The organism is Achromobacter sp. DMS1, from assembly GCF_001270295.1.
In genome coordinates this window covers 17,775-30,252 of sequence record NZ_LHSJ01000015.1, presented here as the reverse complement: position 1 = coordinate 30,252, position 12,478 = coordinate 17,775, and the positions used below count along the sequence as shown (strand labels likewise).

The 12,478-nt window shown below is 67.0% G+C and carries 13 protein-coding genes; 4 read left to right on the top strand and 9 right to left on the bottom strand.

From position 1 onward, the window contains the following. Positions 1–259: GntR family transcriptional regulator (locus AD428_RS03315; RefSeq protein WP_152967973.1), on the bottom strand; the 259-nt coding region annotated here is incomplete at its 3' end. A 90-nt stretch (positions 260–349) separates the two neighbouring features. Here AD428_RS03315 and AD428_RS03310 point away from each other — a divergent pair. Both AD428_RS03310 and AD428_RS03305 read left to right on the top strand, forming a co-directional pair. Further along, complete coding sequence (locus AD428_RS03310; protein ID WP_053244180.1) at positions 350–790, top strand: GNAT family N-acetyltransferase; 441 nt, start codon at positions 350–352, stop codon at positions 788–790. A gap of 3 nt (positions 791–793) precedes the next feature. Next, positions 794–1,411: an FMN-dependent NADH-azoreductase gene (locus AD428_RS03305; protein WP_053244179.1), complete on the top strand. Its 618-nt coding sequence runs from the start codon at positions 794–796 to the stop codon at positions 1,409–1,411. Between the two features lie 6 nt (positions 1,412–1,417). On the opposite strand, the gene AD428_RS03300 is transcribed toward AD428_RS03305, so the two are convergent. Continuing rightward, on the bottom strand, positions 1,418–1,789 hold the full coding sequence (locus AD428_RS03300) for a hypothetical protein (protein ID WP_053244178.1): 372 nt from the start codon (positions 1,787–1,789) through the stop codon (positions 1,418–1,420). A gap of 240 nt (positions 1,790–2,029) precedes the next feature. Continuing rightward, on the bottom strand, positions 2,030–2,632 hold the full coding sequence (locus tag AD428_RS03295) for a GNAT family N-acetyltransferase (RefSeq protein ID WP_053244177.1): 603 nt from the start codon (positions 2,630–2,632) through the stop codon (positions 2,030–2,032). A gap of 90 nt (positions 2,633–2,722) precedes the next feature. Between AD428_RS03295 and AD428_RS03290 the strand changes: the two genes are divergently transcribed. After that, positions 2,723–5,482 (top strand): M16 family metallopeptidase, encoded by a 2,760-nt coding sequence (locus AD428_RS03290; protein ID WP_053244176.1) that lies wholly within the window; start codon positions 2,723–2,725, stop codon positions 5,480–5,482. 503 nt (positions 5,483–5,985) lie between these two features. Continuing rightward, on the top strand, positions 5,986–6,372 hold the full coding sequence (locus AD428_RS03285; protein WP_053244175.1) for a DUF4148 domain-containing protein: 387 nt from the start codon (positions 5,986–5,988) through the stop codon (positions 6,370–6,372). 296 nt (positions 6,373–6,668) lie between these two features. Here the strand turns inward: AD428_RS03285 and dnaJ are convergent, their stop codons facing one another. The 6 genes from dnaJ to hemH all read right to left on the bottom strand — a co-directional run bounded on the left by dnaJ (position 6,669) and on the right by hemH (position 12,433). Beyond that, positions 6,669–7,787 carry a molecular chaperone DnaJ gene (gene dnaJ, locus AD428_RS03280; RefSeq protein ID WP_053244174.1) on the bottom strand — a complete coding sequence of 373 codons (1,119 nt, stop codon included), beginning with the start codon at positions 7,785–7,787 and terminating at the stop codon, positions 6,669–6,671. Between the two features lie 108 nt (positions 7,788–7,895). Beyond that, the gene (gene dnaK, locus AD428_RS03275; RefSeq protein ID WP_053244173.1) at positions 7,896–9,821 is read right to left on the bottom strand and encodes a molecular chaperone DnaK; all 1,926 of its coding nucleotides are present in this window, start codon (positions 9,819–9,821) and stop codon (positions 7,896–7,898) included. Between the two features lie 78 nt (positions 9,822–9,899). Next, positions 9,900–10,307, bottom strand: coding sequence for a thioredoxin family protein (locus AD428_RS03270; protein WP_053244172.1), 408 nt, complete (start codon positions 10,305–10,307; stop codon positions 9,900–9,902). Positions 10,308–10,348: 41 nt separating this feature from the next. Further along, entirely contained in the window at positions 10,349–10,915 is a 567-nt protein-coding gene (grpE, locus tag AD428_RS03265; protein ID WP_053244171.1) for a nucleotide exchange factor GrpE, read from the bottom strand. Between the two features lie 176 nt (positions 10,916–11,091). After that, the gene (locus AD428_RS03260) at positions 11,092–11,328 is read right to left on the bottom strand and encodes a hypothetical protein (RefSeq protein WP_053244170.1); all 237 of its coding nucleotides are present in this window, start codon (positions 11,326–11,328) and stop codon (positions 11,092–11,094) included. Beyond that, positions 11,318–12,433, bottom strand: a complete 1,116-nt coding sequence (hemH, locus tag AD428_RS03255; RefSeq protein WP_053244169.1) for a ferrochelatase — start codon at positions 12,431–12,433, stop codon at positions 11,318–11,320. The genes AD428_RS03260 and hemH overlap by 11 nt, the downstream gene beginning before the upstream one ends. Positions 12,434–12,478: the final 45 nt, after the last annotated feature.

Genomic DNA, 12,478 nt, shown 5'->3' with positions numbered 1-12,478 from the left:
CCAGGGGCTCCAGTCCCGGCGACACGAACGTGCCGGCCGGGCCCCGCGCCAGCAGATAGCCTTCGCTCGCCAGCATCTGGTAGGCCAGCTCCACGGTGCCGCGCGCGAGATTCAGCTCGCTGGCCAGGCTGCGCACGGCCGGCACGCGATCGCCCGGGCGCAGCTTGCCCGCCGCGATCGCGTCGCGGTAGCGGCGGTACAACTGCAGGTAGATCGGCCCGCCGTGGTTCCGGTCGGGCCGCAGATGGCGCAGGTCCATGGCCATGGCCCATTCAACTCGTCAAAACTTGCCTCTGTGGCATAGGGCATGATTTTCTTAGAGTGAAGGCTGCGCGACAAGGAGATCATCTTGCATCCCATCACTCTCAGCCATGTCCACACCGGACCCGACCTGCTGGCCTGCTTCGAGGTCATGCGGTCGCTGCGGCCCCACCTGGAAAGCGCCGCCGCGTTCGCCGCGCAGGTCGCGCGCCAGACGGAACAGGGCTACCGCTTGCTCGCCGCCTGGCGCGAGGGACGCGTGGAGGGCCTGGCCGGCTACCGCCTGCAGGAGAACCTGATATACGGCCGGTTTCTCTACGTGGACGATCTGGTCGCCATGGAAGGTTCGCGCTCGCAGGGCCTGGGCGCCCGCCTCGTCGATGCCGTGCGCGAAGAAGCCCGGCGGCACGACTGCGCCTTCCTGGTGCTCGACACCGGCCTGGGCAACGCGCTGGCGCAGCGCTTCTATTTCCGGCAGGGCCTGCTCGCCATGGGACTGCATTTCCGCCAGGCGCTGCGGGCGGGTTAGGCCATGAAATCCCTGCTGTTTCTCGAATCCAGCCCGCACGGCCATGCCTCGCGAAGCGCGCGCCTGGCCGCATCGGCCATGGCGGCCCTGCAGCGGCGCCATCCGGGCATACGCATCGTCAGCCGCAGCCTGGCCCAGGATCCGCCTCCGCCCATCTCCGCGGCGTATGCGCGCGCCATCACCGGCGGCGCGCCGCGCGACGCCGCCGTGTTCGCGGAGTCGGAGCGCCTGATCCGCGAACTGGAAGACTGCAATGGCCTGCTGATCTGCACGCCCATGCACAACTTCACGGTCCCGGCCGCGCTGAAGCTGTGGATAGACCATGTGCTGCGCATGGGCCGCACCATGACGTCCACGCCGCACGGAAAGGCCGGGCTGCTGGCCGACCGGCCCACGCTGGTGCTGGTGCGCGCCGGCAGCCGCTGCGCCGGCGAAGACGCGCGGCAGCCGGACTTTCTCACTCCCTATCTGGGCCGGGCGCTCGCCGCCATGGGCATTCATCGCACCCGGTTCGCCTATCTCCAGGGCCCCCGGCCCGCCGCGCGGGACGAGGCGGACGCGCTGGAGGCGCTGGCCGCGCTGTTTCATGCCGTGTCCCGCGAGGGCGCGGCGGCCGCCTGATGCCTCTCAGGCGGCCCTGCCCTGCGCCCGCGGCCTGGCGATGGCCGCCGGCCCCGGGCACTCGTGCCAGGACAGCTCGTCGGCGTCCATGTCCAGGTCGAACAGGTCATTGGCCGCCGGCCAGGGATGGCGCCGCGCGGCCGCGCCCTCCATCTCGAGCACGTGGCCGGCGAAGCCGCAGGGCGAGCCGCCGCATTCGGCGAAATAGCGCCGGCTGTTCAGATCCACCACATAGGTGGTCATGTCGTGGGCGAGTATGGCTACGAATTGGCCGTCATCGCTGGCATAGGCGTACTGGAATTGCCCCTTGATGCCCTCACCGGTGAGAGGGGTGCCGGTGAGCTGGGACAGTGCGCGCGTGACGATCTCGGTCAGCATGGGTCGTTCCTCCGGAAAGTGCGCCGGCGGAAGGCCGGCGGCGAAGGCGCGAACGACAAGCGCCGGCGCGGCGCCCGGGGCGAGGCGGGGTCGGCGTTGGACGGGAAGCCTGTAGCCGGGCTGCCGCGCGTCCCGTCGGCAACGTGTGCTACATGCGTGAAATCGTACACCCGCGGCCGAGGCCGCCTCAAATCGCCGCGTCACGCCCGCGGATACCGCATCGCAACAAACCGGCCGGCCTCAGGCGGCCGGCACGGGCGCCTCGTCGGCCGGCGCGGGCCTGGCGCAGCGGGCGCGCCAGTCGTCGCGGCCCAGGCGGTAGAGCACGTGGCGCCTGAGCGGATGGCCGTCCGGCACGCCGGGATGATCGAACTCCTGCGCATCCTGGTGCATGCCGAGCCGGCGCATGACCGCGCGCGAGCGCGTGTTGGCCGGGACGGTCATGGCCACGATCTCGGGCAGGCCGACCTGCTCGAAACCCACCCGCAGCGCGGCCCGCGCCGCCTCCAGCGCGTAGCCCTTGCCCCAGTGGCGATGGGCCAGCCGCCAGGCGGCCTCGACCGCGGGCGCGAAAGGAAACGCCCCGGCCAGAGGCTTGATGCCCACGAAACCGACGAACGGCGCCACGCCGGGCGCCTCCACGGCCCAGCATCCCCAGCCGTATTCGTCGATACCGGCCGCCAGGCGGTCGGCCAGCGCGTCGCTTTCCGCCCGCGACAGCGGCAGCAGGCAGGCCATGACGCGCGGGTCGGCGTTGAGTTCGGCAAACGGGGCGCGATCGGCGGCTCGCCACTGGCGCAGCACCAGGCGCGGGGTCTCGATGGCGAGGGGCAGGGAAGACATAGGACGGATTCCGCAGAACGGCTCGCCGCTTGAACCATCGGCAGCGTATACACTCCAACGGATTCTGCCATGCCTAAGGAATGATCTGCCATGCGCTTGTCCTTGTCGAAGCTGCCGCGCCCGGTGGGCCTGCTGCTGTTTTCGTCCTTCCTCGCCTTCCAGGCGGGGGCCGCCAGCCTGCCCGCGGGCGTTTCCGAAGCCGCCTCGATCGAAGGCATCACCGAATACCGCCTCAGCAACGGCCTGCGCGTGCTTCTCGCGCCCGACGACTCCAAGCCCTCCACCACGGTCAACATGACCTACCTCGTGGGCTCGCGCAACGAGAACTACGGCCAGACCGGCATGGCGCACCTGCTCGAGCACATGCTGTTCAAGGGCACGTCCACCACCCGCAACGCCATGGGCGAGTTCTCGCGCCGCGGGCTGCAGGCCAACGGCTCCACGTCCAGCGACCGCACCAACTACTTCGCCAGCTTCGCCGCCAACCCCGACACCCTCAAGTGGTACCTGGGCTGGCAGGCCGACGCCATGGTGAACTCGCTGATCGCCAAGGAAGACCTCGATTCCGAAATGACGGTCGTGCGCAACGAGATGGAAAGCGGCGAGAACAGCCCGTTCCGCATCCTCATGCAGAAGATGCAGTCGGCGGCCTACCAGTGGCACAGCTACGGCAAGAACACCATCGGCGCGCGCTCCGACGTCGAAAACGTGGACATCGGGCAACTGCGCGCCTTCTATCATCAGTACTACCAGCCCGACAACGCCGTGCTGATCGTGGCGGGCAAGTTCGATCCGCAGGCCACGCTGGCCGACATCGCCGCCACGCTGGGCAAGCTGCCCAGGCCCGAACGCAAGCTTCCGCGCGAATACACGGTCGAGCCCGTGCAGGACGGCGAGCGTTCGGTCACGTTGCGCCGCGTCGGCGGCACGCCGCTGGCGGCGGCCATGTACCACATCCCGGCGGCCGGCAGCCCCGACTTCGTGCCGTTCGACCTGGCCACCACCATCCTGGCCGACACGCCTTCCGGCCGCCTGTACCACGCGCTCGTGCCCACCAAGCAGGCCTCCGGCGTGTTCGGGTTCACCATGGAGCAGCTCGACCCCGGCCTGGTCATGTTCGGCGCCCAGCTCGCGCCGGGCAAGAACCCCGACACGGCGCTCGCCACGCTGACCAGCACGCTCGAATCCGTGGGCAAGAAGCCCTTCACCCAGCAGGAGCTCGAGCGCGCGCGCAGCAAATGGCTCACCGCCTGGGAGCAGACCTACAGCGACCCCGAACAGGTGGGCGTGGCGCTTTCCGAGGCCATCGCCGCCGGCGACTGGCGCCTGTTCTTCCTGCAGCGCGACCGCGCCCGCAAGGCCACGCTCGACGAGGTCCAAAAGGCCGCCACGGCCTATCTCGTGCGCAGCAACCGCATCGAGGGCCGGTACATCCCCACCGAGAAGCCTGAGCGCGCCCCGCTGGCGCAGCGCGTGGACCTGACCGAGGTCTTCAAGAACTACAAAGGCGACCCCGGCTTCAAGCCGGCCACCGCCTTCGATCCCACCCCCGCCAACATCGACAAGCTGACGCAGCGCAAGACCCTCGAGCTGCCCAACGGCCCGGTCGAGCTTGCCCTGCTGCCCAAGGCCACCCGCGGGCAGCGCGTGCAGGCCCAGATGCTCATCCAGTTCGGCAACGCCGAAGACCTGCGCGGGCAGCGCGTGAACGCCGCCGCGGTGGCCGACCTGCTCATGCGCGGCACCGCCAAGCTCACGCGCCAGGACATCCAGGACCGTCTCGACAAGCTGCAGGCCGAACTCGGCTTCAGCGGCGGCGGCACCACGCTGAAGGTCGCCATGTCGACCAAGGGCGAGAACCTGCCCGAGCTCACCGCGCTCGCGCTGGACATCGTGCGCAACGCCAGTTTCCCGCAAGCGCAGCTCGAGGAATACCAGCGCCAGTTGGAAACCTCCATCCGGAACGCCATGACGGAGCCGACGGCGCTGGCCTCGCGCGCGCTGGCGCGCCAGAACAATCCCTGGCCCGCCGACGACGTGCGCTACGTGCCCAGCTTCGAAGAGGCGCTGGCCGACGTGCGCGCCCTCGGGCGCGACAACCTGCTGAAATTCCACAGCCGTTTCTACGGCGCCGGCAAGATCGAATACACCGCCGTGGGCGACTTCCAGCCCGAGGCCGTGGAAGCCGCGGTCAAGAAGGGCCTGGCCGGATGGAAGCGTGCGCCGGCCTACACCCGCGTGAGCGATCCCTATCGCGACGTCCCGCCCAAGCGTTTCGACATCGAAACGCCCGACAAGGCCAACGCGTTCTATCTCTCGCGCCTGCCGCTCAAGCTGCAGGACACGGACCCCGACTACCCCGCGCTGTATCTCGCCAACTATCTGCTGGGCGCCTCGGAAACTTCGCGCCTCTGGAACCGCGTGCGCGAGCAGGAAGGCCTCTCGTACAACGTGCGCAGCTCGCTGTCGGTCTCGTCGTTCGAGCCCACCGCGAGCTGGAGCCTCTACGCCATCTACGCGCCCCAGAACCGCGAGCGGCTTGAAAAAGCCATCAGCGAGGAAATCGCCCGCGCGGTCAAGGACGGCTTCTCCGACAAGGAAGTCTCCGACGGCATCACGGCGCTGCTCAATTACCGCAACCTGGCCCGCGCCCAGGACGACGTGCTCGCCGGCGCGTGGCTGGATTACCTCCAGCTCGGCCGCACGTTCGCATGGTCGGCCGACATGGACAAGAAAATCTCCGCGCTGACTCCGCAAGCCGTCAACGCGGCCATGCGCAAGTACCTGCGCCCCGACGCGTTCAGCACCGCCGTGGCGGGCGACTTCAAGAAGGAAAAGGCCGCCCCTTGATTTGAAGCCACCGCCCCTGCGAGCCGCCGCCATGAGGCCATCGCCTCAAGGCGGCGCTTTCAGTACACCGCTTCATGACGGTTTCTTCCGGCCGCGGTTCGTCCGCGGCGCGCCTGCGATGCGTCTGCGATTCATCTGCGATTCGTCTACTACTCTGCGTCTTCAAACCCGGGCCGCCCCCTCGTCCCCACTCGGCAGCCCCGCCGTATTCAAGCGGGGGCTGATATGTCCCGCGCCCTGCCGCCCGCGCCGCGCCATGGCGTCGGCGCTCACTTCACATGAATACGGGATATACGCCATTAATAAGATTAATTAGCCATGATTTTGGAAAAATCATTTCGATAAATACGGGTTTATCCTGACTCGCTGCTGGACCACAATACGTTCATCGGGAACAAGAAAACGAACCACGGCACCGCCCCCGGGGCACAGAGCGCGCAAGCGCCGGCCATCGGGCCAGACCGCTGGATACGTTTCCCATCATCAACAATTGGAGGTCCATCATGAAAACCCTTGCTACCGCCCTACTGATGTCGCTGGCCCTTGCCGGCGCCGCCCAGGCCGCCGATCTCGGCCAACCCAAGACCAGCGCCCAGGTGGCTGCCGAGCTGCAACAGGCCAAGGCCAACGGCCAATACACGTTTGGCGAGCTCGACTACCCGCCCGCCATCGCCCAGAACACCGGCCTGGGCTCGCAGGAAGTCCGGGCCCAGCTCCAGCAGGCCAAGGCCAGCGGCCAGTACACCTTCGGCGAACTGCAATACCCGCCCGTGGTGGCCGCCGCGGCCAGCGCCAAGTCGAGCGCCGACGTCCGGGCCGAACTGGCCCAGGCCAAGGCCAGCGGCCAATACACTTTCGGCGAACTCGAATATCCGCCGATCTCCCGGTGAGCTGCTTGCTGTAGCCCGGCCGGCCTCAGGCGGCATCATGGCCTGGGGCCGGTTTTTTCCGGCCACAGCGGCAACCTGCAGCACCTCCGCGGCGCAAGCCGCGGTTTTTTTTGCGAGCCGCCGACCCTCCCCGCAACAAGAGCGCCCTCCCGGGCGGCGGCAAGCCCGCACGTCAGGCGTCGCGCGGAGCTGCCTGCGCGGGCCCGCCAGTGCAATCGCCCGTTTCCCGCCGGCTCTTTCCGCTCATCCAAAAAAAACCGCGGCCTGCGCCGCGGTTCGTTTTTGTGAAGCAACGATCAGCTAAAGAATTCCTTCACCCGGTCGGTCCAGGACTTGCTTTGCGGCGAATGGCGGTCGCCGCCGTCGTTCAGGGAGGCCTCGAACTGGCGCAGAATGTTCTTCTGTTCCTCGCTCAGCCGCACCGGGGTTTCCACGACGACGTGGCAGTAGAGATCGCCCGGATAGCTGCCCCGCACGCCGCGGATGCCCTTGCCGCGCAGGCGGAAGGTCTTGCCGGACTGGGTGCCTTCGGGAATGGAGATCTCCGCCTTGCCGCCCAGCGTCGGCACCTGCAGTTCGCCGCCCAGAGCTGCCGTGGTGAACGGAATGGTCAGCTCGCAATGGAGATCGTCGCCGTCGCGCTGGAAGATCTTGTGCGGCTTGATGTGGATTTCCACATACAGGTCGCCCGGAGGCCCGCCGTTGATGCCGGGCTCGCCGTTGCCACTGGAGCGGATGCGCATGCCGTCGTCGATGCCGGCCGGAATCTTGACCTGCAGGGTCTTGTTGCGGCGAGTGCGGCCCACGCCGTCGCAGGCGGGGCACGGATCCGTGATTTCCTTGCCGTTGCCGTGGCAGGTGGGGCAGGTCTGCTGCACGCTGAAGAATCCCTGCTGCATGCGCACCGCGCCCGAGCCGCCGCAGGTGCGGCAGGTCTTGGGCGAGGTGCCGGGCTTGGCGCCCGAGCCGTGGCAGGTGTCGCAGTTTTCCCAGCTCGGCACGCGGATCTCGGTGTCGAAGCCGGCGGCCGCTTGTTCCAGCGTGATTTCGAGCGCGTACTTCAGGTCGGCGCCGCGATAAACCTGGGGGCCGCCGCCACGGCGGCCGCCGCCGAAGATCTCGCCGAAGATGTCGCCGAAGGCATCGGCGAAACCGCCGCCCATGCCGCCGCCCATACCCGCCGCATTGGGATCCACGCCGGCGTGGCCGTAGCGGTCATAGGCCGCGCGCTTCTGCTCGTCGCCCAGGACCTCGTAGGCTTCCTTGGCTTCCTTGAATTTCTCTTCGGCCTCTTTGCTGTCCGGATTGCGGTCCGGATGATACTTCATGGCCAGCTTTCGATAGGCCTTCTTCAGTTCGTCATCCGAGGCGTTTTTCGCCACGCCCAGGACGTCGTAATAGTCGCGTTTTGCCATGATCGGTGGGCTCGGCAACGAGCCTTCTTTTCAGTGCTGCAGAATGAGCCCGCCCGGTAGCCGGAAAATCCGGTTACCGGGCGGCAGAGGAAGGTCAGGAGGCGGCCATTATTGGTCGCGCTTGACTTCCTTGAAGTCGGCATCGACCACGTTGTCGTCCACCGGCTTCGCATTGTCGGCGGCCTGCTGCTGGCTGGCGGCCTGCTGCGCCTGCATGTCGGCATACATCTTCTCGCCGAGCTTCTGCGAAGCGGCCGACAGGGCCTCGACCTTGGCGTCGATCGCCGCCTTGTCGCCGTCCTTGAGCGTTTCCTCCAGGGACTTGATGGCGGCCTCGATGCTTTCCTTTTCGGAAGCCTCGAGCTTGTCGCCGTATTCGGTCAGCGACTTGCGGGTGGCGTGCACCAGCGCGTCGGCCTGGTTGCGCGACTGGGCCAGCTCGGCCAGGCGATGGTCTTCCGCGGCGTTGGCCTCGGCGTCCTTCACCATGCGCTGGATCTCTTCTTCCGACAGGCCGGAGTTGGCCTTGATGGTGATCTTGTTTTCCTTGCCGGTGCCCTTGTCCTTGGCCGACACGTGCAGGATGCCGTTGGCGTCGATGTCGAACGTGACCTCGATCTGCGGCACGCCGCGCGGCGACGGCGGGATGCCCTCGAGGTTGAACTCGCCCAGGGCCTTGTTGCCCGCGGCGATTTCGCGCTCGCCCTGGAACACCTTGATCGTCACGGCCGGCTGGTTGTCGTCGGCAGTGGAGAAGGTCTGCGAGAACCGGGTCGGGATGGTCGTGTTCTTCTGGATCATCTTGGTCATCACGCCGCCCAGGGTTTCAATGCCCAGGGAGAGCGGGGTGACGTCCAGCAGCAGCACGTCCTTGCGGTCGCCCGACAGCACGGAACCCTGGATGGCGGCGCCGGCGGCGACGGCCTCGTCGGGGTTCACGTCCTTGCGCGGATCCTTGCCGAAGAACTCCTTCACCTTTTCCTGGACCTTGGGCATGCGGGTCATGCCGCCCACCAGGATCACGTCGTCGATGTCGGAAACCTTCACGCCGGCGTCCTTGATGGCCACGCGGCACGGCTCGATGGTGCGCTCGATCAGGTCTTCGACCAGGGCTTCCAGCTTGGCGCGCGTGATCTTCAGGTTCAGGTGCTTGGGACCGGACGCGTCGGCCGTGATGTACGGCAGGTTGATCTCGGTCTGCTGGCTGGAGGACAGCTCGATCTTGGCCTTCTCGGCGGCTTCCTTCAGGCGCTGCAGGGCCAGCACGTCCTTGGACAGGTCCACGCCCTGTTCTTTCTTGAACTCGGCGATGATGTAGTCGATGATGCGCTGGTCGAAGTCTTCGCCGCCCAGGAAGGTGTCGCCGTTGGTCGACAGCACTTCGAACTGCTTCTCGCCGTCCACGTCGGCGATCTCGATGATGGACACGTCGAACGTGCCGCCGCCCAAGTCATATACCGCGATCTTGCGGTCGCCCTTGTCGGACTTGTCCAGGCCGAAGGCCAGCGCGGCCGCGGTCGGCTCGTTGATGATGCGCTTGACTTCCAGGCCGGCGATGCGGCCGGCGTCCTTGGTGGCCTGGCGCTGGCTGTCGTTGAAGTACGCGGGCACGGTGATGACGGCCTCGGTCACCTCCTCGCCCAGGTAGTCCTCGGCGGTTTTCTTCATCTTGCGCAGCACGTCGGCCGACACTTGGGGAGGCGCCATCTTCTTGCCGCGCACTTCCACCCAGGCATCGCCGTTGTCGGCCTTGACGATGCTGTAGGGCATCAGGTCGATGTCCTTCTGCACCGCTTTTTCGTCGAACTTGCGGCCGATCAGGCGCTTCACCGCATAGAGGGTGTTCTTCGGATTGGTCACGGCCTGGCGCTTGGCCGGGGCGCCGACCAGCGTTTCGCCGTCGTCCATGTAGGCAACAATGGACGGGGTGGTGCGGGCGCCTTCCGCATTTTCGATGATCTTGACCTGGCCACCGTCCATGACAGCCACGCAGCTGTTGGTCGTGCCCAGGTCAATGCCGATAATTTTGCTCATGGTGGGTTACCTTGGTTGAATCCGTGAAAATAGAAAGAAAATTCCGTCTACCCATAACTGGGGCCCGCGGCAGGGTTTTCAAGACGCCCCGCCGGAATTTTCCGCCGTTTTCGCTTCCTGCAGCCGGCGGATCGCCGCGGTGAACTGCGGCAGGCCGGGCCAGCCGGTGATACGGCCCAGCCGCTTGCCGGCGCGGTACAGCATGAAAGTGGGGACGCCATGCAGCGAAAAGCGCCGCCCCAGCGGCTCGTCGGCGTAGACATCCGCCTCGAACCACGTAAGACCGAGTTCCAGCAAGGCCGCCCGCTGCATGAGGGCCGCCTGCTTGAAAAGATTGCAGTTATAGCAATCTTCGCCCCACAGAAACACGCAGCGCAGGTCGTCGCCGGGCGCCTGCACCACGGCGGCGTCGAACCCCTGGGAGTCGACGCGGCGCATGCCGAACACTTCGAATACCTGGGAGGGATCGAAACCCTGCGCGCTCATCGGGAATCCTTGTAACGAATGGGACCGGTAGGGGCCGGGGATCAGCCTTCGTCGGCCTGCCCGGCCGACACCACGACCAGCGCCGGTCGCAGCGTGCGGTCGGCGATCGCGTAGCCCTTTTGCAGCAGCTGCACCACCGTATTGGCGGGCTGGTCGGCCGGCACGGACGAAATGGCCTGGTGAAGGTGCGGATCGAACTTGTCGCCCTGGGCCGGCGCGATTTCCTTCAGCAGGTTGCGTTCGAAGGCCGCGGCGAGCTGCTTCAGGGTGACTTCCACCCCCTCGCGCAGGGTTTCCACGCTCTGTTCGGCCTGGGCCAGGGCGGCCTCCAGGCTGTCCTTGACCGGGACGAGGCTTTCGGCAAACGACTCGATGCCGAACTTGCGGGCCTTGGAAACTTCTTCCTGGGCGCGGCGGCGGACATTTTCCGCCTCGGCATGGGCCCGCAGCAGCTGGTCCTGCTGCTGCTGCACGGTGGCCTGGGCGGCGTCCAGTTGGGCGCGCAGCTCCTTCAGCTCGGCTTGCACGGGATCCTGGACCTCGGGCGACGAGGCGGTGTCGCCACCGGCTTCGGGCGTCTGGTCTACAGGCTCTTGGGGTGCCGTCATTGGGGAATCCTCCGGATAAGAATGGCTTTCGCAGACATGAATGGGGGCCAATACCCCTATTTCAAGCCCGGGAAAACGAAAATTCCCCCTTGCTGCCCCTGCCGGGGCGCCAGCCGGCGGCGCGCAAGAAAGAACGGCCCCGCAACCGGGGCCGCTGCCGGGGGACGGGAAATGCGCTACTTCTTGCCCGGCTGGGCGGGAGACGACGCGTCGCTGGCCGGAAAGCTGTCTTTCGAGGCGCGATCGACCTGCTTGTCCGTTTCCTCGGGCTCGGGGTTGATGGCAATCGGATCGCTGGCGGGAAACGTTTCGGCCAGGGCCTCGTCCAGCTCGTGCTCGACGAGATCCTCGTTCACGGGCGTGGCTACCGTCCCTTTTTTTACGATCTTGCCGGTCTTCGGATCATGATGCATGCGCCTTCTCCTTCAAGTCCGTATGAAGGCCCGGCCAGCCTTGCAAATGGCGCGCCGCCAGGCCTGCCAGCCCCCGGATCCAGGCCGGATCGTCGTTCAGGGCCGGAATGTACCGGAAGCGTCTGCCGCCCGCCGCCAGGAAGGCGTCACGGCATTCGAGGCTGATTTCTTCCAGCGTTTCCAGACAGTCTGCCACAAATCCCGGACAAACCACATCGACTTCCTCGACCCCCTCCGCCGCCAGCGCCTTCAGGGTGGGCTCGGTGTACGGCTCCAGCCACCGGGCGCTGCCGAAACGGCTCTGGAACGTCACCTCGGTCTGGGCGCGGGGCAGCGACAGCCGTTCGGAAAGCAGGCGCGCGGTTTCCATGCAGTCGCGGTAGTAGGGGTCGCCCAGCTCGACACTGTAGCGCGGCAGGCCGTGGAAACTCATCACGAGCTTCTGCGGGCGGCCGTGCTCCGCCCAGTAGCGTTCGATCCGGGCCGCCAGGGCGTCCAGGTAGACGGGATCGTCGTGGAACCGTTTGACGAAGCGCAGCTCCGGCTGGTCGCGCAGCCGCGCGGCATGGCGGCTGACCGCGTCCACCGCCGTGGCCGTGGTGCTGGCGGCGTACTGGGGATAAAGCGGGATGGTCAGGATGCGCTCGCAGCCCTGCGCCTTCAACCGCTCCATCGCCTCGGCGATGGAAGGGTTGCCGTAGCGCATGCCCAGCTCGACCACGGCATCCACGCCGGCCTCGCGCAGCGCCGCCGCCACGCCCTCAGCCTGCCTGCGGCTGTAGACCATGAGCGGAGAGCCCTCGTCCATCCAGATGCCGGCATAGCGCGGCGCGAGGCGCTTCGGGCGCCTGGCCAGCACCAGGCCATGCAGGATGGGCAGCCAGAGATAACGCGGAATCTCGATGACGCGCGGGTCGGAAAGGAATTCGCCCAGGTATTTGCGGATGTCCCGGGGCTGCGCCGTATCCGGCGTGCCCAGGTTCACCAGCAGCACGCCCGCCCTGCCCGGCGCGCGCGGCGGCGGATCCTCGTCGAACGGATCCTGCTGCGCGGGCTCCGGCAGGTAGCGTTCCGGCCACAGGTACTTGAACAGGCGTAGAAACACAAAAACTCCCCTTCCTCCGCCGGGAGGATGTCCGGCTTGGACGAT

Coding starts and splice junctions, on each gene's coding strand:
- AD428_RS03305 (WP_053244179.1), top strand. CDS start 794: ATGAAATCCCTGCTGTTTCTCGAATCCAGCCCGCACGGCCATGCCTCG.
- AD428_RS03300 (WP_053244178.1), bottom strand. CDS start 1,789: ATGCTGACCGAGATCGTCACGCGCGCACTGTCCCAGCTCACCGGCACC.
- AD428_RS03295 (WP_053244177.1), bottom strand. CDS start 2,632: ATGTCTTCCCTGCCCCTCGCCATCGAGACCCCGCGCCTGGTGCTGCGC.
- AD428_RS03290 (WP_053244176.1), top strand. CDS start 2,723: ATGCGCTTGTCCTTGTCGAAGCTGCCGCGCCCGGTGGGCCTGCTGCTG.
- AD428_RS03285 (WP_053244175.1), top strand. CDS start 5,986: ATGAAAACCCTTGCTACCGCCCTACTGATGTCGCTGGCCCTTGCCGGC.
- dnaJ (WP_053244174.1), bottom strand. CDS start 7,787: ATGGCAAAACGCGACTATTACGACGTCCTGGGCGTGGCGAAAAACGCC.
- dnaK (WP_053244173.1), bottom strand. CDS start 9,821: ATGAGCAAAATTATCGGCATTGACCTGGGCACGACCAACAGCTGCGTG.
- AD428_RS03270 (WP_053244172.1), bottom strand. CDS start 10,307: ATGAGCGCGCAGGGTTTCGATCCCTCCCAGGTATTCGAAGTGTTCGGC.
- grpE (WP_053244171.1), bottom strand. CDS start 10,915: ATGACGGCACCCCAAGAGCCTGTAGACCAGACGCCCGAAGCCGGTGGC.
- AD428_RS03260 (WP_053244170.1), bottom strand. CDS start 11,328: ATGCATCATGATCCGAAGACCGGCAAGATCGTAAAAAAAGGGACGGTA.